The 21,277-nt window shown below is 46.3% G+C and carries 20 protein-coding genes and 1 rRNA gene; 12 read left to right on the forward strand and 9 right to left on the reverse strand.

Features of this window, described 5'->3' with window-relative positions:
• The first annotated feature begins 37 nt into the window (after positions 1-37).
• From JFQ59_RS00870 to JFQ59_RS00885, 4 genes are read left to right on the forward strand one after another with little or no spacing between them, the layout of a single operon-like run.
• The gene (locus JFQ59_RS00870) at positions 38-961 is read left to right on the forward strand and encodes a biotin--[acetyl-CoA-carboxylase] ligase (RefSeq protein WP_202318501.1); all 924 of its coding nucleotides are present in this window, start codon (positions 38-40) and stop codon (positions 959-961) included.
• Between the two features lie 33 nt (positions 962-994).
• A complete protein-coding gene (locus JFQ59_RS00875; protein ID WP_202318502.1) occupies positions 995-2,221 on the forward strand; it encodes a DHH family phosphoesterase in 1,227 nt (408 codons plus the stop codon).
• Entirely contained in the window at positions 2,208-2,618 is a 411-nt protein-coding gene (locus JFQ59_RS00880) for a 4Fe-4S binding protein (protein WP_202318503.1), read from the forward strand. Before JFQ59_RS00875 ends, JFQ59_RS00880 begins: the two co-directional genes overlap by 14 nt.
• The gene (locus tag JFQ59_RS00885) at positions 2,615-4,351 is read left to right on the forward strand and encodes an aldehyde ferredoxin oxidoreductase family protein (protein WP_202318504.1); all 1,737 of its coding nucleotides are present in this window, start codon (positions 2,615-2,617) and stop codon (positions 4,349-4,351) included. Before JFQ59_RS00880 ends, JFQ59_RS00885 begins: the two co-directional genes overlap by 4 nt.
• Here the strand turns inward: JFQ59_RS00885 and JFQ59_RS00890 are convergent.
• Positions 4,348-5,088, reverse strand: coding sequence for a transglutaminase-like domain-containing protein (locus tag JFQ59_RS00890; RefSeq protein ID WP_202318505.1), 741 nt, complete (start codon positions 5,086-5,088; stop codon positions 4,348-4,350). The genes JFQ59_RS00885 and JFQ59_RS00890 overlap by 4 nt on opposite strands.
• 70 nt (positions 5,089-5,158) lie before the next feature.
• Here JFQ59_RS00890 and JFQ59_RS00895 point away from each other — a divergent pair, with 70 nt between their 5' ends.
• On the forward strand, positions 5,159-6,448 hold the full coding sequence (locus JFQ59_RS00895; RefSeq protein WP_202318506.1) for a DUF22 domain-containing protein: 1,290 nt from the start codon (positions 5,159-5,161) through the stop codon (positions 6,446-6,448).
• Positions 6,449-6,475: 27 nt separating this feature from the next.
• On the forward strand, positions 6,476-7,609 hold the full coding sequence (locus JFQ59_RS00900) for an aspartate aminotransferase family protein (RefSeq protein ID WP_202318507.1): 1,134 nt from the start codon (positions 6,476-6,478) through the stop codon (positions 7,607-7,609).
• Between the two features lies 1 nt (position 7,610).
• Here the strand turns inward: JFQ59_RS00900 and rrf are convergent.
• Both rrf and JFQ59_RS00910 read right to left on the reverse strand, forming a co-directional pair.
• Positions 7,611-7,731 (reverse strand): 5S ribosomal RNA (rrf, locus tag JFQ59_RS00905).
• Between the two features lie 25 nt (positions 7,732-7,756).
• A complete protein-coding gene (locus tag JFQ59_RS00910; protein ID WP_202318508.1) occupies positions 7,757-8,239 on the reverse strand; it encodes a DUF7144 family membrane protein in 483 nt (160 codons plus the stop codon).
• Positions 8,240-8,326: 87 nt separating this feature from the next.
• On the opposite strand from JFQ59_RS00910, the gene JFQ59_RS00915 reads away from it, so the two are divergent.
• Genes JFQ59_RS00915 through JFQ59_RS00925 form a run of 3 tightly spaced genes read left to right on the forward strand, consistent with a single transcriptional unit; the run spans position 8,327 to position 10,323 of the window.
• Positions 8,327-8,878: a TATA-box-binding protein gene (locus JFQ59_RS00915; protein ID WP_202318509.1), complete on the forward strand. Its 552-nt coding sequence runs from the start codon at positions 8,327-8,329 to the stop codon at positions 8,876-8,878.
• Between the two features lies 1 nt (position 8,879).
• Positions 8,880-9,674 carry an HAD-IIA family hydrolase gene (locus tag JFQ59_RS00920; protein WP_202318510.1) on the forward strand — a complete coding sequence of 265 codons (795 nt, stop codon included), beginning with the start codon at positions 8,880-8,882 and terminating at the stop codon, positions 9,672-9,674.
• Between the two features lie 4 nt (positions 9,675-9,678).
• Complete coding sequence (locus tag JFQ59_RS00925) at positions 9,679-10,323, forward strand: RNA-binding protein (protein ID WP_202318511.1); 645 nt, start codon at positions 9,679-9,681, stop codon at positions 10,321-10,323.
• Between the two features lie 12 nt (positions 10,324-10,335).
• Here JFQ59_RS00925 and acsC read toward each other — a convergent pair whose 3' ends face one another.
• The 5 genes from acsC to JFQ59_RS00950 form a co-directional block, all read right to left on the reverse strand.
• A complete protein-coding gene (gene acsC, locus JFQ59_RS00930) occupies positions 10,336-11,745 on the reverse strand; it encodes an acetyl-CoA decarbonylase/synthase complex subunit gamma (RefSeq protein ID WP_202318512.1) in 1,410 nt (469 codons plus the stop codon).
• A gap of 3 nt (positions 11,746-11,748) precedes the next feature.
• Positions 11,749-13,116, reverse strand: a complete 1,368-nt coding sequence (gene cdhD, locus JFQ59_RS00935; RefSeq protein ID WP_202318513.1) for a CO dehydrogenase/acetyl-CoA synthase subunit delta — start codon at positions 13,114-13,116, stop codon at positions 11,749-11,751.
• A 5-nt stretch (positions 13,117-13,121) separates the two neighbouring features.
• Complete coding sequence (locus tag JFQ59_RS00940; RefSeq protein ID WP_202318514.1) at positions 13,122-13,898, reverse strand: ATP-binding protein; 777 nt, start codon at positions 13,896-13,898, stop codon at positions 13,122-13,124.
• Positions 13,899-13,980: 82 nt separating this feature from the next.
• A complete protein-coding gene (gene cdhC / locus JFQ59_RS00945) occupies positions 13,981-15,549 on the reverse strand; it encodes a CO dehydrogenase/CO-methylating acetyl-CoA synthase complex subunit beta (protein ID WP_202318515.1) in 1,569 nt (522 codons plus the stop codon).
• A gap of 251 nt (positions 15,550-15,800) precedes the next feature.
• Positions 15,801-18,413 carry an oligosaccharyl transferase, archaeosortase A system-associated gene (locus JFQ59_RS00950; RefSeq protein WP_202318516.1) on the reverse strand — a complete coding sequence of 871 codons (2,613 nt, stop codon included), beginning with the start codon at positions 18,411-18,413 and terminating at the stop codon, positions 15,801-15,803.
• Between the two features lie 41 nt (positions 18,414-18,454).
• On the opposite strand from JFQ59_RS00950, the gene dph5 reads away from it, so the two are divergent.
• The gene (dph5, locus tag JFQ59_RS00955) at positions 18,455-19,210 is read left to right on the forward strand and encodes a diphthine synthase (RefSeq protein WP_202318517.1); all 756 of its coding nucleotides are present in this window, start codon (positions 18,455-18,457) and stop codon (positions 19,208-19,210) included.
• A 93-nt stretch (positions 19,211-19,303) separates the two neighbouring features.
• The gene (locus JFQ59_RS00960) at positions 19,304-19,936 is read left to right on the forward strand and encodes a hypothetical protein (protein WP_202318518.1); all 633 of its coding nucleotides are present in this window, start codon (positions 19,304-19,306) and stop codon (positions 19,934-19,936) included.
• Here JFQ59_RS00960 and JFQ59_RS00965 read toward each other — a convergent pair.
• Complete coding sequence (locus tag JFQ59_RS00965; protein WP_202318519.1) at positions 19,897-20,253, reverse strand: GIY-YIG nuclease family protein; 357 nt, start codon at positions 20,251-20,253, stop codon at positions 19,897-19,899. The genes JFQ59_RS00960 and JFQ59_RS00965 overlap by 40 nt on opposite strands.
• A 51-nt stretch (positions 20,254-20,304) precedes the next feature.
• On the opposite strand from JFQ59_RS00965, the gene JFQ59_RS00970 reads away from it, so the two are divergent.
• Positions 20,305-21,249: a transglutaminase-like domain-containing protein gene (locus JFQ59_RS00970; protein ID WP_202318520.1), complete on the forward strand. Its 945-nt coding sequence runs from the start codon at positions 20,305-20,307 to the stop codon at positions 21,247-21,249.
• Positions 21,250-21,277: the final 28 nt, after the last annotated feature.

Consider the following 21,277-nt stretch of genomic DNA (forward strand, 5'->3'; position numbering starts at 1 on the left):
GAAAAAGGGTTTATTAAAGTTATGGTGAATGGACTGTATGCGAATACTGAAAAACAGTTCAGATTTCACAATTTACAGGATTTTAAAAAAAGAATGCGTTTCAGGTGAGATGATTGGAAAAAAGCTCGGTATTTCAAGATCCGCAGTTTGGAAGTCGATAAACAAGTTGAGAAATTCGGGGATAGAAGTGGTGTCGGGAAAGAAAGGTTACAGGGTTTCCGGGGAAAGGGAGCTGAACCCGTATCAGATTGCGGATATAACATTCGGACAGATAAACGAAATCGATGAAGTGTTCTATTTTGAAGAGGTGGATTCCACTAACGAGCAGGCGAAAAAGTACGGTAAGCCGGGGGTTCTGTTTTTTGCCGAAACCCAGACGTTGGGGAGGGGCAGACTCGGCAGAAAATGGGAGAGTGAAAAGGGTGGAATCTACTTTACCCTGACATTGAAACCAAAGCTCGACTACTCTGAACTGCCAAAGCTGACACTCATCGCCGGACTTTCTGTGGCAGAAACGGTTTTCGGAAAGATTAAATGGCCCAATGACGTTTTAATTCGGGGAAAAAAGGTCTGTGGAATTCTGTCTGAAATCTACGGAGAAATGGAGAGCCCACTTGTTATACTGGGTATAGGAATCAACGTGCTGAACAGAATTCCTGATGGGCTCAGAGATTACGCCGCATCACTGAACGAGTTCTATGATGCAAGTAGAAAGACCGTTTTTGAGGACGTCATTAAAAACTTTGCAGGGTATTACAGAATGCTGCTGGATGGGAAATGGCCGGAGCTCAGAAAACGATTTGTCAGAAGGTGTGATACCATCGGAAAGCTTGTTAGAGTTGAAACTGTAAGTGAAGAGATCATCGGAGTTGCTGAGGATATTGGAGAGGACGGATCCCTGATAGTTGACGGCCGAAAAGTATACGCCGGAGACTGCATCCATCTAAGAAAAGGCGAGTAAAAACTTATATGAAGTGTATCCCCATATAACAACATGGAGGAGTTTCTACAAAGAGAATTCTTCAAATGGGTTGAAAAGGCTGCAAAGCTGATAAGAAGTTACGAGGGTGACGAAATCACTGTGGTGCATCACAACGATGCTGACGGTCTTTGTTCGGCGGCAATTCTTTCAAAGGTTTGCGAATATCTGGGTTACAAGTCTGAGTTTATCTGCATTGAAAAGGTTTACCCTGCCATTGTGGAAAGAATACACAGAGAAAGGGACGGAATGATAATCTACACAGACCTGGCCGGTCTTGCTGCAGAAATGATAGACAAAATAAATGCTGGAAGAAGCCGTGTTTTAATTATCGACCACCATCCTGCAAAGGATGTGGAAAGCGACACCGTACACGTCTTAGATCCAGAGCTGGCCGGCATTTCAGGTGATGTTTTTGTGTCCGCATCAAGTCTTAACTATATCTTCTTCAGGGTTCTTGCAGGAAAAGAAGCCGTAGATTATGCATACATTGCGGTGATTGGAAGCGTTGGGGACTACCATGACAGAAGTGGAGGTGTTCTTGGATTTGACAGATTTGCCCTTGATGAAGCTACAGACAACGGTCAGGTAAAGGTCGGACTGGAAGGGGTCAGAGAGAGATACTACGTTGAGAAGTTTGAAGAATACGCTGATGTTATAGCAAAGCGTCTTACAACTCTGGGTGCCGTGGGTTATGAAGAGAGAGGATACAGACTTGGGATAAGGGCGTGTTTTGAGGGTTTTGATGAAAAGATTCTGAGGAAAGTTTCCGAGCTTGAAGAGATCAAGGAGAGCAAATTCAGAGATATGATTGAAAGACTGAAAGAGGGAGAATTAAAGCAGGAGAAATACACGCAGTGGTTCCATGTAAGGGATTTCTTCTACCCGATGGGTGTCAAGACCGTGGGTGAGTTCTGTCAGCTTATCAAGGATATGAGCTTTGTGGACGACAGGAAGTACCTCATAGGATTTCAGGACAAGCCAAAATTCATTCCCGACATAGGTGAGATCGACTGGGAGTGTGTAAAGGTCAGCGGAAGAACTCCCACCCCCCTGGAAAGAAAGATTTTAAGGGGAGAGATGCCGGGTCTGGACTATCTCATTCCGAAAGCAAGCGAAAAGGTTGGGGGCTTTGCAGACGCTACCCACAAAATAGCAGCAGCCACGATTATAGACAAGGGCAAGGAGGAGGAGTTGATCAAAGCCCTAGAAGATCTGGTGGAGAAATATGAAACGTCTTGAGATTAAAGATATTGAAAAATGTGTAGGATGCGGGCTCTGCATGTTTGCATGTTCACGAAAATTTGCCAGTCATCCGGAAATCGGAAACAGCAGTTCGGCCATTCTTCCTGTAAGCTTAAGCGGATTCGAGAGAGGTGCAACGGTAATTTTCTGTAAAGCCTGTTCCGAGCCCCCATGTGCTCAGGTCTGTCCAACGGGTGCCCTCAAGCCAAAGAAAGGAGGAGGCGTGGTTTACATTGAGAGACTTTGCATTGGATGCAAGTACTGTGTCGAAGCATGCACATTAAACGCAATTTTTGAGAGAGAAGATGGGAAAATAGCTGTCTGTATTCACTGCGGCTATTGCGTCAATTACTGCCCACATGGTGTTCTTGAATACAGAGAGGTGAAAACATGAGGGACTCCGTTCTGATTATTGACCTTAACGACTACACCTACGAAATACAGTCAAGACCCGATCTTTTCGAGAAATGGATCGGAGGAACGGGTGTTGCGGTTCAGCTTCTCAGAGAACACATGGATCCAAAAGCAGATCCTCTCGGTGAAGAAAACGTGATAGTCTTTGCTACAGGACCGTTTACCCCTGCTTACCCACTTGCCTCCAAAACGGTGGCCATGTTCAAAAGCCCCCTAACAGGAAACCTTGGGGAGAGCCATGCAGGAGGCAGAACCGCCACATCGATTGCCAATGCCGGTTACGGTGCCATAGTTATAAAGGGGGCCAGTGAAAAGCCAGTTTACCTGGTGATTGAGAATGAAAAGGTTCATTTCAGAGATGGCAGGGTACTCTGGGGAATCGAGGATTCTCTGATAGTCGGTAGAATCATTGCTGAAAATGAGTCAGGAAGGGGAATAAGGACGATGATGCGAATAGGGGGTGCTGGTGAGAAGCTTGTCAGATACGCATGTGTCACGACGGAGACATACAGGCATTTCGGCAGACTGGGTCTTGGGGCTGTTTTCGGAAGCAAAAGGATTAAGGCTCTGATAGTCAGAGGGCGGGGAAAATTCCTGCCCAGCGATCCAAAAAGATTCAGGGAGATCTATGACGAGATCTACAGAACTGCAATCGCATCTGATGCCATGAAAAAATACCACCTTCTTGGCACGGCTGAAAACGTCATTCCCCTCAACGAACTGAATTCTCTCCCAACCAGAAATCTTACTTCTGCAAAATTCGAAAAGGCGGAGGAAATCAGTGGAGAAGCTCTGGCAGAGCACAATCTCGGGAGAAGGATAGCGTGCAGCCACTGTCCAATCGCATGCATACACCTCGCTGCTTTGAGAATTCCGTACGAGAATGAGCCTTACTTTTACAAGACCATTATGGTGTCCTACGACTACGAACTCATTTATGCTCTTGGTTCTATGCTTGGTGTGGGGAGCAGAGAGGGGCTTCTGAGGTTGATTCACAGGGTTGAGTGCTACGGACTTGATGCAATGAGCACAGGGGTTTGCCTTGCCTGGGCAACTGAGGCTTTGAAGAGAGGCATCCTGACCAGAGACCACACAATTGTCGAGTTGAGCTTTGGTGACGTTGACGGATATCTGAAGGCAATAGACTACATCTACGAGCAGCCCAATGAGTTTTACAGGAATCTTGCGATGGGCGTGGATCACGCTTCAGACGTTTACGGAGGAAAGGATTTTGCACTCTCATTTGGAGGAAACGAGATGCCGGGATACCATACCGGCCATGCAGCTCACATCGGGTTCGCCACAGGTCTGAGGCACAGTCATCTCGACTCCGCCGGCTACAGCCTTGACCAGAAGGTTACGGAACTGACCCCGCAGGAAGCTGTTGACAGGCTTGTAGCGGAGGAATGCTGGAGACAGGTGCTCTCAAGCCTGGTGGTTTGTTTCTTCGCAAGAGGTGTTTACAAGGTGGATCTGATTTCAAGAGCTTTTGAGCCGCTTGGCGTTGAGGTTACAGAGGATGACCTTGTGAGAACGGGTGAAGAGATATACAGAGAGAAGCTAAAGCTTAAACTGGAGATGGGATTTAAGCCCGAAGATATGAGAATTCCGGGGAGGATTTTCGAAATTCAGTCTTTGCGTGGAAAGCTCGATGAGGACTTCATCAGGGAGGCCATGAATTACTACGTCAGAAAGGTAAGGGAGATGATCTAAATTTTTATACACTTTTCTGCAATATCCCCAAAATTTCCAACCTCCATCTTGCAGACTCTGTTAACACAGTATCTGTAATCCACATCACCCCTGTCTATCCTTACCCACGCATGCTTGCTCCCTCCGTTATCCCCCTCTCTGTGGCCGACGCAAAACTGAACGTCGTAACCTTTCAGTTTCAGAATTACGGCCATGGCTGTTGCAACATCATCACAATCGCCAACTCTGTGAAGCAGAAACCACTCAGGATTTACAACTGCATCTCTTTTATTGAAAACCCTCTCGTCCTCCAGATAGTCAAATGAAAATTTCTGCCCGTTGAGGTAGATTGCATCTCCAACCGTAAACATCTCCGCATAGGCGGCAACAATGTCTGAAGTTAAACTGTCGTCAATTACTTCCTTTATTCTCTCAAGTCTGCTATCAACGTCACCTGCAAGTTCAACTTCCCATCTCTCAGGATTTGTTGAGATCACGTATTTCAACAGCTTTACCTCACTCATCAATCTCCTGTTATCTCTCCTCAACTCATCCACTGTTTTTGTGTAATTTTCGAGCTTTTCCTGTGTCAACTGTGATTTCTCTCTCAGAGAGTTTATCTCTTCTGCAAGTGTTGTGTATTCTTTCTTTAAAAGCTCATACCTCATTTCCGCTTTTGTGAGCTCATCGTAGAGATATATGGAAAGTGTGGCGAAAATTAGCGTGGCTGTAATGAGTGCTATTTCCAGTTTTGCCATGGCGGCAGTTGTCGAACCATCTGATAAATGTTACCACAAAATTTTTTAAGATTGTAGCTTATTAATTATTATGAAAGTAAGAACAGTATCCTGGGAAGGAAAAGACTGGATGGAAGTTAAAACAGGGTTCACAGACGTTCATTCGGCTAACTTTAAATCTGCTAGAAAGGCCTACTGGAAACTTCTTGTTGCTAATCAGGAGATAGAGGTGAAAAAGGGAAAACCGGTCATTATCGGGACAAAAGAAATTATACTTCCTCCAAAAACAGCAGTCTCTCCCCTGTCTATAATGAGACATGCCCTCGGAGCCGTTTTCGATGTGTTTGGAGATAGACTGTACAAAATTGAGGAGGAAAAGAGAATCGTTTCTGCAGCATATCTTCCTGTGGAGGACGGTGTGATTGAAATCGGTGACGTGATAGGTGTTATTAAGGTATTCCCGATGAATGTAACCCCATCCGATTTTGTTGGGAGTATTGAAGAACCGGATGTGAATATATCAATAAAGGAAGTAGAAGGGAATCTCGTTTACACGAGGAACGGAAAAATTGTGAGGGAAAGGAGGAAACTCAGAGAGTACTGGTACAGACGGTGGAATGTGGCTGAGTGGTATCCGCTAATTGCCAGAGAAGATGTTGATGTTGTCAGGGGCAAGAGCGTATTGATAAGAGTTGAAAACGTTGAGCTTCCTGAAAACACAATCCCTGTCCCGCTATCAGTAATGAGACATGCTTTAGGAACCGTGGTTGACGTTGCTCATGCCGGAAAACCGAGAAAGGTGGAAGAAAGAAAGCTGATCACTCATGCCTTGTTTGTTCCAGCATTTAACGGCAGGATAGAGAAAGGCGATCTGGTTGGAGTTCTGAATGCCTACTACATATCAACGGGGGAGAGGGCGTCGAGAATGCTCCAGCATCTGATAAGGAGGGTTGAGGCCAAGCACGTCTTCTGGAAAAACGGGAGGATTGTCAGGGAAAAAATTGTCTTCTCCCCCTTCAGCTTCAAGAGAAGCAGCATAGGAAAATTTGAGCCCTTAATTGCCGCCGAAAGCAAGGAGCTTGAAGAAGGGGATGTGGAACTTATCAGGATACTCGATCTTGAGCTACCTTCAGGAACAATCGTTCAGCCTTTAACAGCATTCAATCACGCTTTCGGCAGTGTCATTGACCTCGTTTCGTCCTCACCACCAAGGCTGGTTGAGGAGGATAGAAGTGTGTCTCACGCACTTGTGATGTCCGTGAAGGGTGGCAGGATAGAGAAGGGCGATCTCCTGGGTGCTGTGTCCGTTTACAACGTCTCTGTATTGAGAGAACCGGAGTTTTTCATCTCCCGGTATCGGGAAATGTTTGCAAGGCAATGAATTTAACTACCCAGCAAAATTTGTACCATGGACTGGATGGAAAGAGAAAAGAGATGCATACTGCAAACCTACACAAGACTGCCGGTGGTGTTTGAAAGAGGAGACGGGTGCTATGTTTACGATGTGAACGGCAGAAAATATCTCGATCTTGTTGCAGGGATAGCAGTGGTGGCGTTAGGCCATTCAAATAAGCATCTCACAGACAGGGTGAAGGAGCAGCTTGAAAAACTTGTACACATCTCAAATCTCTACTATACAGTCCCGCAGATAGAGCTTGCAGAAAAGCTGAAAGAGATTACCGGCATGGACAGATTCTTTTTCTGCAACAGTGGAACAGAGGCTGTTGAAGCCGCCCTTAAATTTGCAAGAAAGGCGACCGGCCGCAAGAAATTCATCTCATTTACAAACGATTTTCACGGCAGAACGATGGGGGCGCTGTCGGTCACATACAAAGAGAGGTTCAGAAAACCATTCATGCCTCTTGTAGAGCCGGTAGAGTTCGTGGAGTTCAACAATGCAGACGATCTCGAAAAAAAGGTGGACGAAAACACCGCAGCAGTGGTACTTGAGCTTGTTCAGGGTGAGGCCGGAGTTCATCCAGCGGACAGGGAGTTCATTAAAGCACTATCCGAACTCAGAGAGGAGTACGGCTTTCTGATAGTTGTGGATGAGGTTCAAACTGGTTTTGGAAGAACGGGAAGGTGGTTTGCCAGAGACCACTACGCACTGTCGCCGGATATTATGACCATGGCAAAAGCAATGGGTAACGGCTTTCCAATTGGCTGCTGTGCCGTCACAGATGAGGTTGCCAGTAAAATCGAAGCTGGCGATCATGGATCAACCTTCGGTGGAAACCCTCTGTCATGTGTTGCAGCTCTGGCAACGATTGAGTACATTGAGATGGAACGTCTTATCGAGAACTCAGACAAAATGGGCAGATACTTTGCTGACAGACTGGCCGAGAGTTTTGAGAATGTCAGGGGATTGGGACTGATGATAGGCTTTGATGTGGATGATGCACCATCGTTCGTTAAAAACTGTCTTGAGAACGGTGTTATTGTGAACAACACGTCGGAAAAGACCATCCGACTCGTTCCACCTCTGATAATCTCCAAGGAGGATATCGATGCAGCCGTTGAGGTTATGCAGAGAATATCATAAAAGCCGACGGTTCCCGCAATTCCCGTGCCCTCTCGGAACACAGTACTATGCGGGACGGAACGGGGCTTAACTTCCGGGTTCGGAATGAGTCCGGGTGTTTCCCCCGCCCTATGACCGTCGGCAAAAACCCTTTACCCTCTGTGCTATTTAAGGGTTTTGGTTGCCGAGAATCCTTTCTTCTATGCTAATTTTTCTTGTGAATTTTTCTCTTACGTCAGGACGCATCAGGTACCAGATAACCACAAGATTCAGGGCGATGTCAACAATTGCCATCGGCTGGATGAATGCAAGAAATATGCTGTATATCACATTGAAACCTGATATGAGTACAGTTAAAACTCTGCCCCACTCTCTCAGCGTAAAAAGGCCGAATCCTGCCGTGATGTAAATGGCCCCCATGACAATTGCAATATAGGAGGCGGTTTCGTACAGTTTCAGCATCATGTCTTCCGACATTCCTGTCTGTAAACCGGTAACATTTGCTGACTCGTTTAGAAATTTACTGTACTCCTGAACAAAAGTCGGAAACGCGGTGTCCATCGAAGCGACGAGGGAGACTCCTGCAATAAACAGAACAGATCCACCGACTAATAAAAGAAGAGAGAGTACAGTCACACCCAGAGGACGCATGATGACACTATCCCCCTTAATTTAAGAATTTTTTGAAGTTGGCAAAGGTATTTATAGGGTATATAAGTCTTTAAAAATGGTGGTGTTATGCAGGATTACAAGATAAAAATTGAAAATGTTGTTGCATCAACCCAGATCGGCGAAAATATCGATCTAAATAAGATTTCAAGGGAAATAAAGGACTCAGAATATAAACCAAAGCAGTTTCCCGGACTGGTGCTGAGAACAAAGGAACCAAAGGCTGCAGCTCTTGTTTTCAGAAGCGGCAAGGTTGTCTGCACCGGTTCGAAAAGTGTTGAGGATGCAAGAAGAGCCGTAAAGCAGATTGTGAAAATGTTGAGAGAGATAGACATACCTGTAATTGACGAACCCGATGTCAAAGTGCAGAATATAGTTGCTTCCGCAGATCTCGGAGTGGATCTCAATTTGAATGCAATAGCCATCGGTCTGGGGCTTGAGAACATTGAGTACGAGCCAGAACAATTTCCTGGACTTGTATACAGACTGGACAATCCAAGAGTTGTGGTCCTGATCTTCGGTTCGGGAAAGATGGTTGTAACTGGTGGAAAAAGTCCCGACGATGCAAGGAGGGCGGTTGAAAGAATTTCCGAGGAGTTGAGAACTTTAGGGCTGATGTAATATGCATCCCTTGCTGGAGAAGGAGGGTTTTATCGTCGATATAGATGGTGTTGTGGGTAAAAGCAAAACTCCGATAGTAGAGGGTGTCAAAGCAGTAAAGAGGCTAAAGGAAATGGGGAAGAAGATAATATTCGTCTCGAACAACTCAACGAGGAGCAGAAGGATACTGCTTGACAGGCTCAAATCGTTTGGCCTTGATGTTACTGAGGATGAGATTCTCGTAGCCACTTACGCCACAGCAAGATTCATCTCCAAAGAAAGACCCGGAGCAAAGGTTTTTACAACCGGCGAGAAAGGGTTGATGGAAGAACTTGAACTTGCCGGATTGAAGCTCGTGGACTACGATGTGGCCGAGTACCTCGTAGTCGGATCGAACAGGGGAATAAATTTCGACCTGATGACGAAGGCTCTGAGAGCCTGTCTCAGGGGTATAAGGTATGTCGCCACGAACCCGGACAGAGTTTTTCCATCCGAAGATGGGCCCATTCCCGGAACGGGGATGATTATCGGTGCTCTATACTGGATGACAGGCAGAGAGCCTGATGTGATTGTTGGCAAACCGTCCAAGGTTATAATGGAGGAAGCTCTGAATACACTCGGCCTGAAATCCGAGGATGTTGCGGTCGTTGGAGATCAAATTGATGTAGATGTCGCTGCGGGTAAAGCAATTGGGGCCGAAACACTGCTCGTTTTAACCGGTGTAACAACAAAAGAAAACCTGCAGAAAATGATCAACAGACATGGACTCAGACCTGACTACGTTCTTGATTCCCTCTACAGCATATTCGAAGGGTGATTTTATGGATACAGCGAATGATTATCGAATACTGCTTGCAGAGAAGGGAGTGGAAGAGCTGTTAAGAGTGTCCCAGTCTCTACAGGTACAGGGGAGAAAGAAGTTTATTGAGGCCGTAAAATCCATGGCTTCGGAAGTACAGAATGTCAAGTATTGCTACCTCTCCCCTCCAGAGATCGCAGAACTTGAAAATTTTCAAAATCTCGTGAATACGGCTGAATCGCTGAGGGGAATGCTCCCGGATGACAGGGAGTACAGCACGATTACAGCAGATTACTGGCTCGAATACATCAAAAACCTTCCGGAACTCATGCAGAGGGGTGAAATAAGCAGAGCGTATGAGGCCATAAGGTACTTTGCAGGTGAAATTACTTCAAGAACCGACCTAGATAGTTTATGGCTCTGCATTTTCGACTGTGGAGTCAGATTGGAGGTTGTGACTAACAGTGACGAATACAGGCAGGGTAGGAAGGCAGTGGTTGCCTACCTCCCGCCAAGAAAATTCGGAAAAGTCGTTAGCAGAGGGATGTTTGTTCTGCAGCATGACAGAATTGCAAAAAAAGGGGAACTCACAATAGACGATATAAGGAGCATTGCCAAGATGCTCGGTGAGGTCGAGGCTCTTTTGATCAATCTTCTGGAGAAGTAAAAAATAGAATCACTACTTGGGTGGCCAGTTCTTCTCAAGCCACCCTTTAATTCTTCCCGAATCCATTGGTCCAACCAGCACGTTCCATCCGGTCTCATCCTCAATAGCTCCCTGCAATCTTGCTGCAAGTCCCGGAATTATCAGGTATTTGTGATTGACTTTATCGGCAATTCCTGTCTCCTCCATGAGCTCTTTAACTTTAGAGGCGGTGAACTGCCCGCCTGCAACGCTGACTTCGACACCCAGACCTTCCGTGTTCAGAACGAGCAGCCATCCCTTAATTCCACCGCTGGTCAGGTCGCTTTCGACGGTGTAGTAGGTCAGAGCAAAGTTCGTTGTTATGAACACCGGATCATCAGGTGTCGGATCGTTGATCGGCTTGAGTCCGGGCTCAACCTGAACGGGTGTTCTCGGATCTGTGTAGATGTTGAACCTGAGTGTTATCGTTGGCATGACAACGTGCTGATCCAGGCTCCTGAAAATCATTATGTCTCCGTACTTTACGATGAACATGCTTGCAATTACAGCCTCCCAGTATGCTTTACTTACGTCATCACCGTCAATCAACCAGGCAGCTATCGGAGTAACCATTATGGGATAGGCAACATCCTTGTCCTGACCGGCAATGGCAGTTTTTCGGAGCTGGATGACCCTTTCAAACGTCCCCTTCAATCCCTCTCCGAGAGGTTCTGTTACGGGATCGAGGACAATATCGGTAACACCTGCCTGTTTGAAGGTCACAGCCATACTCTTGAGCACATCAAGATCCTTGGACCTAAGAGTTACGGGAACCCTGTAGTCAAGGGCAAGCTTCAGAAATTCTTTCCAGTTCCCTTCTGTAGCTGCGTACATCAGGGGTCTTTGATCTGCAATCTCTTCCAGGGCCGCTTTCATGCACTCCGGATCGAGTGCTACGAGGATCAGCGGCTTTCCATAGCTGGCAACCTTCTTAACAACTTCCCTGTATCTCTTGGGGTCGTTGGATGTGCATCTTACCGCAATACCGTCCAGGGTTAGAAAGTTGCCCACATAGAATTTTTTGTAGCTGACAACTCTGTCGCATCTCTCCTCAATTGCCTTATCATCCATCGTATCCCATACATCGTAGAAAAAGGCCGTCGGATTGAAGAACGTGAGCTCGTGTCTGTGGAGGACTTCTTCACCACCTATTTTAACAGCATTATCTCCCACTCCAATCGTTACCTCCGCTACCTCAGTAGCTGTTAGCTCAAGGAGCTCTTCGAGTTTCTTTTTCACCTTTGGATCCTTCTCGGCCTCCTCAACCAGTGGTTTGCAGTCCATCACAGACACTGACCTGTCGATTACGTGAGCCGCAAAGCTCATGCAGGTGTCAAATCCACACTCTCCACAGTTTGTTCTTGGAAGATAGTTGTACACTTCGAGCGGGCTTTTTATCTTCATCACTCACACCTCCATGAAAATCCATTCGCCCGGATCAGACACACCACCGCTAACCTTCCCGCCAAGGGTGTTGAAGACTTCTTTCAGCACGGCGACAGCAATCGGGTGCATCATCATGAATAGGTCCACACCGGCCAGTGAGAGTGTTAGACCTGTGATTATTTCCCAGATTGGGCCTCTCAGCTCTCTGGGTCCCCATGGTGTGTCATCCTCAATCGGGGAGTCTATCATCCATGCTTCTCTCGCTCCCCAGGCATTCGTCGTACCGCTTGATATCGGGAAGTTCAGGTCGGTGTCGCCCTTAAGACCGCTTATCCTTATTCTCTCCATGTTTGTAAAAGCATAGTCAAGTCCGTAACCAAGAGCTGCGGTTGTTGGGTCCATAACGATGCTGTCCCTCGGCACCTCAACCCTCTTCAGCAAATACCTGTTTAGCGTTTTCTGGTTGTTTATATCCATCTGAGTCCAGCTCAGAACCACATGCCCGTACTTCTTCGCTGCATTTGCTATTCTCTCCCAGTCCATGTCAAGGGTGGCCGATGCCAGCAGTATTCTCTCTCCCTCTGCAACCTCTGCAGCCTTTTCGAGCACTTCTGGATCCTTTTCCTTGTTTCCGCTGCCACCCACAATTATCGGACATTTGACTGCCTGAAGAACGTCTTCAAGAACCTTAACGGCCTCGCTTGCCGGAGTATCGTCGAGAAGCGGGTCAGTACTGATCAGATGAAGTGTCACAAGATCGGCACCAAACTTCTTCACACACTTTTTGGCCCACTCTGCAGGATCATCAAGAACGTCATCGTAGTGCATCCTCACGGCTTTTGCCAGCATTGGTCTTCTGTCGAAAACGTCAATAGCTATGGCCGGGAGGTGTGGCTGCGGAGCATCGAAAGTGTAGAAAGCCAGACTCTTCTCTCCACCAAGGGTTATTGTGTACTCTCTGCTCCCACCGTCTGCCTTTGTTGCTCCAAGCACAACCTCCTCGATTGCACCGGGATATTCCTCTTTGTAAGGTTCGAATTTAGCTTTGATAAGTTCCTCAGGTATTTTAACCTCCTCAACAGCGGGAACTTCCGCTGTCGGAGCAGCTGGAGCTGCTGGCATTGCTGGCTGAGCTGCGAAAGGTGTCGGGATGCCGAGAGCAGCCGAAAGTCGCTGCAAGTATCCCAGCGCCATATTTGCGTGATACAGGAAATTCCCGAATTCAGAAAGCATTGAGTAAAGTGGAGCGATTGCAGATAGATCTATCCCAGCTCCACCTTCAAACTCAATTTCGAGGTCTCCCTCAATTTTTACACCCTCTATCTCTTCAACATTGTACTTTTTGAGCAGCTCCAAAAACTCCTCAAGCGTGAATTTTTTCGTTGCCAAACCAATCACCTCGCATAGGCTGATAATTTCAAGATCAAATCAGAAACATCCCTCATCTTTTTATAAACTTCAGAACTGTGATCGATTTTCGTAACCGGATCTCCCCTGAGATCTATCTCCGCAATACTGCTGTCATATGGCAGCACAGCAAGGAGTTCAAGTCCCTCCTCATCGGCAAATTTCTCAATCGTGGATTTCGCCTCGTCGCTGGTAATTCTGTTGGCTATCAGAAATATCTTTTTAAAGTTCAGCTTTAGCTCACCGGCCAGCTCCTTTATTCTTCTGGCAGTTGCCAGACCCTTTCTCGACATGTCCGTGACTATTATAATGTAGTCTGCACTGTCAATCGTCCTCCTGCTGAAGTGTTCCAGTCCTGCTTCAGTATCGATAACTATGTAATCATAATGCCTCATCAGCCTCTTCAGCACTCCCCTCAGCAGTGAATTTGCAAAGCAGTAGCACCCCTCTCCTTCCGGTCTTCCCATAACGAGCAGATCGTATCTCGGGCACTCGCATATAGCCTCGGCGTAAATCTTTCCTTCAAGCCACTGTTCCTTGTTCATTGAACCCATTTCATCTCTGCTAACCTGAAACAGCTCTCTGATTTCTCCAAGAGTTTTACCGAGCTGGTCTTCAACTCCGAGTGCTTCAGGAAGATTGCTGTCAGGATCTGCATCCACAGCCAGAACGCTGGTAGTTTTTTCAGAGATAAAATTAATGAGGAGGGCGGAAACGAGGGTTTTTCCTGTCCCTCCTTTGCCTGCCACCGCTATTACTGTCATTCTTCTTCCTCAATTATCAGTTCTGGAATGTGGATTTGGGCTCCTTTAAGTATGAGCTTCACCTTCTTTACTTCCTCCTCCATCACTTCCCACCCTTCTTCTCCTTCTCGGCCTTCCTGATGATAACCTTATCGATGGTGATCTTTGCGTCCTTGATCACAAGCTTAATCCCTGCAGGTGCGGTGGTGGATGCGGGAGCGGGCATCTGCAAAGCTGGCATCTGGAATGGCATGGGTTGCATCTGCATTGGCTGCATTGCTGCCGGCTGTGCTGCAGCGGGAGCAGCTTCTGCTGGTGCCTCAGCAGCTTCCGCCTCCTCTTCAACTTCCTCTTCTTCCTCAACCCATCCGTTTGTGATCTTCTGTCCATCAACAGGCCTAACAACACCGGTGACCACGGGATGATCAACCTTCTTCAGGAACTCTCTCAGTTCGTCAAGGGTTTTGGCATCTTCCTCAGTTGCGATCTTGTCTCTGATGTCGTCAGGTATGTACTTCGCCACTCTTTCCTTAAGCTCCTTTGGCATCCATACAACCCTGTACCATCCACCATCAGCCTGAATGAACTTCTTGCTTCTGAAGTAGGCTATACCAATACCCAGGAAGCCGACAACCTGCTTTCCACCACCAGTCTGTCCGGCCATCGTTGAGAATGTAAGGCCATTCGGAGCCGGCTCAGCGTAACCTCTGTGAACCCATCCAATTCCGTCAACTTCAGGCATGTAGAAGCCTATAACCTCAAAACAACCACAGCTCGTGTGTGGATACTCAAAGAAGCTGTGCAGCTTTATTCTGTCATACTCTCCACCACTTTCCTGCTTTGCGAACTCGTTAACCCCGCTGTATTCACCACCGATTGGATCGAGCAGATCTCCTTTTGGTATGGCCCTGTTTGGCCCCTCAGGATCAACCTTTGCAGCAGCTCTGCCATCAAACCAGGTTATCGCTCCACAGAGTGACGGCCTGTCTGGTGAGACAACACAAACGTTGGTTGGAGCAAATGACTGACATAGCGTGCATGAGTAGAACTCATCAACATCCTCATCGCTGAGTGCCTCAACTCTTGCATCTCTCTCCTCAAATATTGGCATCGCCAGCTCATTCAGCAGTTTCTCAACCAGATCCTTGTCCGTTATGTACACAGCCTCTATTTTCTCAATGAATGGCAGTTCATTCTTGTATAGCATCATTGTGGCCTTTGCAATCTCAATAAGACTCTTGAGCCCCTTCTTGATTGCGTTTTTTCCAATTCTTATCCAGATGTCGTACCTCTGATTGAGATGCATGTAACCCTCGATGTAGTTCTGGAAGTCGTGATTTCTTCTCTCTATGACGGGCTCGAGGTCAGTCTCAACCTGCGAACCGGCAATATAGTATATCATTGCATACGGCTGTGTGGACCCCTCTTCCATCTCATCGAGATCCGGACCGATGAGAGTGACCTTCATGTCTTCTACCTGATCCAGAGGCAACGCCATAACAAGCTCGAAGCCCGGCTGTGACGGTCCACCAAGCTCCACGTACATATCGCCCTTTCTGATCCTTTCTCCCTCATACATTGGAGAAATGTCGAATGGAAACTCTGCCTCTTCCCCTTCACTCTCCTTGACCTTTACCCCTTCCGGGATCTCAATTCTTTTCCTTTCAACCATGCTTAACCCACCTCCTTGGTATTATAACCTCGACTTACATCCTTAACTACACTCAAAGCTCAATTTTTGTTTATTTGTATTTATCGCTTTTTACCTATTCTCGATTTAACACGATTTCTCATTTTAAGGAGCATTTTTCATGCTCCCCTCTCTTTTTGGGGAAAGTAGAATTTAAATTAATCGAAAATATTCCGGAGTATCAATTTTTTAGATGCAAATAACAAAAAGTATTACTAAATTGTAAAAAAGTATTAAATCAAATCCAGTCTAACTGTCTCACCGTTGACAACTTCTTTCTCGGTGAGTGTAAGCTTCTTGATAACCCCACCTGCACGCAGGTAGTATGGAGTCACAGGCTTCACAGGATAGCTGGAATCGTGAGAGTACGGAAGGATGACCGTGTAATGGCCATTGACAACTTTTGCAGTGGTGTAGTACTCGAAGGTTCTGTTTTGATTCGTGAGTATGGTGGCGTTTACCACAACCTCTGTTACATTACTTCCGACTTTTCCGGTCACAACCGCCCCCTTAACTCTCTCGAATATCTTCACATATCCAGACGGACTGAGTTTGACGGGGATTCCAATTTTGTTTTTGTAGAGCTGATTGTACGCATACTTATACAGCACTTCCTGAGTACCCATTGAGGGTTCAACGCCATATATCGCTCTCCGCATCGCTTCCTGAAATGCAACGGTGGTAACGAGGCTCTGGTTGGTGAGATCCACAAACGAGCTGTATCTCTTCCATTCTGAGGGGAGATCACTTTCATATATCATCCTGTAGTGGGCAAGGCCGCTTCCGTCAAAAAGATGCAGTCTTGCTTCCATAGTTCTGTAGTACAGCTCACTGGGTATTCTGAGGGGTATTATCACTGAATTTGGAGGGACATCCCACCTGGATGTGGCGTAACCAATCTGTCCTCCCTGTGTTACATACATGAATCCGGCGTAATACTTTTCTGCAAGGTGTAGGTCTCCCTCAGCCCATACAGCCATTGCATAGAATTTACCCGTTTCCATTTCAACATCGCTTACAACGTACTTAACATTAAGCTGCTTTGCCACCCACTCGGCATAGCTCTCATTCTCTGCGGTAAAGAATGACGATGCTCCGGGAACGTTGTTGTACTTGTTCCCGATCCCCGCCTGGAATGGGTTGGCTATCGGCATTCGGTGTGCTATCGCTTCAATCCAGTGTCCGTAGTCCCACCAGCTTATGACGCCGTAGGTGGCAAATGGATAGCTGTAGGGCTTTTTGTTGCTTGCGGGTGTTGGATATAACTGGTAGTAGAAATTATCGTACTTTTCTTTATCCGGAGTATGTTCTCTCATCCACATTAAGGCGTCGTACCACTGTTTCTGTGGTCCACCAGCGTAGTAGCTTTGAGCATCCGCAAAAGCGTAGGTCGGATAAACTGCAGCAATTGCCAGAAGAATTGCCACAGCAACTCTGAACGAGCTGAATTTGGTCTTAACCCCCACCGTACTTTCAATGGCTTTGTAAAGGTGAAACCTCTCGAAAATTACATTTAGAATGAGTGCAGAGTAAATTGCGGTAACCGCTGCAAAGTAGTAGGCAAACCTGTTCTCACCCCACAGAGCGATAAACATTGCGATTGCCCATATCATAAGGCTAATTTCCACGAATCTTCTTTGCTTCACGATCCTGTACGCTCCGTAAAAAATCCCTGCCATACCGAAAAAGAACAGAGAGCCAAAGTGCAGTACGGCATTTGCCAGAGTGAATTCTCCATTGTGTGTGAAGAAGAATGGATACACCTCGGCAACTGTTAATGAACCTCCCTTTGGCTGAATAACCCGGAGGATGTACTGCAGATTTCTCGCAAAGTCGGGAGCGATAACAAAAACAATGCCCGTCAGGATTGCTGTGAGTGTCAGAATTGCTGCTGGTAGGCCGTATTTCCTGTTTATCCCAACTTTTTCAAAAAATCCATCATCTGCCAGTTTGCCCAACTGGTAAAACACACCTGAAATTACTGCTGAGCCAGAGAGTACGAGAAGCTGGAAGGGGGAGTAAAGTGTCGTGCTGAAACCACTGTAGTGAAATGCAAATGGCAGATAAATTAAAGAAGCGATTATTAAAGAAATTGACGCTATTGCAGTCAGATTTTTTGTGTCCGAGTCAACAAATTCTTTGAGGAGCATTGCGAAGAAGACGAATGCAAGAATAAGGAAGGCAGAGATGAATCCCGGGGCCCACGCAAGCATGTAGAGACCTATTGAAAGTCCCGAAACTACCGGATATAAAACCTGCTTGGAATTCAGGTTTTCTCGCAGTGGCCTATCCTTCCAGCGGTTGTATGCAAGTAAAAACGTTCCGAGAACAGTCACCTGCCAGAAAGCCTCCCATATGTGGTGATCGTTGAACCCCAACATGCTTCTTTGCAAAAATTGTCCGGGGATGATTGCAGCCAAAAATGCAGCCATCACAGCAGTTTTTTTGCCAAAAACTTCTCTTGCAAGCATATATATTGGAAATATTATCAGTATTCCACCGATTGCCGGAATAAATGCAAGAACAGCCCTCAAGCTCTCTCCACTAGTTGCTCCAAAAATAATTCCTGCTATGGCCCCAAGATAGACTAAAAACGGCCCAAAGTGCGTGTAGGAGCCGTAAGGATAGTGGGTGAAGGGGTCGAACCAGATTCTGGCAGGGAAGTTATGTATCGTGTTTTCGATAAGTCTGTAATAGTACCAGGGATCGTTACCCCCCAGTCTGACAGTCCATGTGAAAACACTGTCCCAGGGGTTGAGAACCCTAAGTTTGAAGGATATTGCCGCAGCTACTATCAGAATTGGCAGGTGCCAGTATTTTTTGAGCATCACTTTTGAATCTTGCATGGGAGAAAAAGTAAAAAGCTTAATTTAAACTTTCTGATAGCATGATTACCTTCGTTGGTCTGGGATTGTGGGACATTGAAGATATATCAATCAAGGGATACAATGCTGTAAAAGAAGCTGATGAAGTTTTCATAGAGTTCTATACCTCCAGGATATCCTCCAGCCTGGATGAAATTGAAAAATTTTTTGGTAGAAACGTCAGAGTCCTGGAAAGGTCAGATCTGGAGGAAAACAGCTTTAAAATCATTGAGGCAGGGAAGGAAAGAGATGTGGTCATTCTTACCCCGGGCGATCCCATGGTTGCCACAACACACTCATCAATAAAACTTGAGGCGGAGAGAAGGGGTGTGAAAACGAGAATTATTCACGGTGCCAGTATAATCAGTGCTGTGTGTGGGCTTACGGGATTGCACAACTACCGGTTTGGTAAATCTGCAACTGTTAGCTGGCATACCTCAAGAACGCCTGCAGACGTGATAAAGTCAAATTTGAAAATCGATGCACATACTCTTCTCTTTCTGGACCTTCATCCAAGTCCAATGAGGGTAAACGATGCCATAGAAAAGCTCATTGTAATTGACGATGGGCTGAGGAAAGTTTACGGCGTTGGCATAGCGAGAGCTGGAAGCGAAAGTGCTGTAGTGAGATGTGACAGGCTGGAAAGGTTGAAAGACATTGATTTTGGAGAGCCGTTGCACATTCTGATCATTCTTGCAAAAACACTTCATTTCATGGAATACGAGTGTTTAAGAGAATTTGCCAGCGCCCCTGAAGAGCTGAAGAGGCTGGTGGTTTGAAGGTGAGGTGGCTTTCAGTTCGAGAAAAGGCCGGCCTGCTCCTCCTGACGATCGGCTTTGCTGCCATACTTTACTTGTACTGGAGGTTCTGATATGAAAATGCCAAAAAACCTTGATGAGATTAAGAATCACTTCGGTGATCTGATCGACGAAGTTACAGCAAAACTGCTTGAGAACTATGCAAAAGGAGAGGAAAATGAAACTCATGCCGGGAAATATGGAAGGGTGACGGTTAGGGGGAGGGTTGTAAAAGTATTTCCAATCAGACATTTCAGCAAAAACGGCAGAGATGGAAAGGTTTGCTCGGTCATAATTGAAGATGATTGCAGGATCAATTTTTGGAACGATGCTGCGGAACTTATAGAGGCCGGCGATGTGGTAGAGGGCGTTATTTTGAGGGTTAGGGGATGGTTCAGAAATGGAGAGGTGCAGGTCAACAGCATTTCCGAAGTTGAGATCGAAACGGATTTCGTTGAAATCTCTCAGCTTGAGAAATACAGGGGAAGGAGGGTAAATCTCAGAGGATGGGTAAGCGGAATCGGTGACCCTGAAAAAGCAGAGGAAATATTTATTTCAGACAAGACCGGGAGGGTCAGGGTGGCTCTGGAAGACAAGGAGGTTTACTTCAAAGCCGATATCGGAAGCTATATTGAAGTTTTCAATGGGATCGTAACGAATGGTGGGGTTTATGTGGATAAAAACTCCAGGGTGAGATTCGGTGAATAGAAGAGGTGCGACCAGCACCTGCAGTCAGAACATCCAAAATTCCTGATTCCTTCAAGCACCTCACCCAGTTTCAGAGCTACATTGCACTCCGACTCCTTCAGAATTACAGCACCAATTGCGCACATTATGCTCGAAATGTAATCTATGTGCCACCTCGTTGCTTTTTTCTCGGCAAAATGTCTTCTTATCCTGTGGACTCCATTATTTGCGCTTCCGACGTAGTAGTAGTAACCGGCCCTGAAGGTCACTCTTCCCAGACTGCCAACTTTAAGTTTGATGTCAGTATCATTTTGAAGTATTACAATGTAGGAGACCACAGAAATTCATGCTCGCTAAATTTTTAAAATATCTCCTTACCTTTTAATCGCATGAAAAGGTACACAGTCCTAGTCATAGCCCTGCTCTTCGCTTGCTGTGCAGGGCAGATTGCGGAGTTCAGCTCTCTTTCTCATGAAGAATACTGCAGCAAAGTTTGGAGGTATGATGTCGAATGTGCTGTTGAGCACATGCTTACCGATAAAGAGGTTAGCAAGGTCGCATCTCTGGCTGAAACCCTGAAAGGTGAAAACTGCAAAGACACTGCCTGGAACATTCTCGAGTGGGAGGACGAAAATCTTCAATATGATTACGAAAAAGCATCACTGCCACCACCTCAGATTGTGATAGGTGGAGGAAGTGTTGAGGTCCACGACACCGGGAGAAGGATACAGACTCCCGCTGAGACGGTATCGCTCAGGAAAGGAATTTGCACGGACTACGCAATTTTGACTCTTGCGCTGCTTAAAGGAGCAGGTTGTGACGGTTATCTGGTAAATGTGACATTCGAAAAAGGAGAAGGGCATGTTGCGGCTGCAATACTGCTAAACGGGACCTTTTTCATACTCGACCAGCACCTGCCTCCACTCGATCCCGGCAGTTACTACAAAAAGTGGCTGGAAGAGGGGAGAAAGGTCAAGTTTGCTGAGGTTTACTACGGTAACACGACAGTTGGTCTTGATTTCTCGCATGGGTACAGCCTCAGTGAAAGTGATGCCGATAAACTTGAGATGCTTGTAGCAGATATGTTCAGACACACCGGCCTGAAAGAGGATCCGAGGCTGAGTGGAAAAATGCTCCCTCCCGGCTACAGAGATGGGAAAGTCATAAAACTTACACTCGGGATGGCTGAATACTACCATCCGGAATTCAAAATGCAATTTGCCAGATATATATTCAAGCTGCTTAATGAAAAAAATGATAATTTTCGAGCTTTTAACCTTAAGATAAGTGTACAGAAAGGTGGACTGGAGGTTGTACTTTACGTTGCCAGGTAGTAAGAGTTATTTATTACACCGCCAAATA

The sequence above is a fragment of the Archaeoglobus neptunius genome (assembly GCF_016757965.1).
Lineage (GTDB): Archaea > Halobacteriota > Archaeoglobi > Archaeoglobales > Archaeoglobaceae > Archaeoglobus > Archaeoglobus neptunius.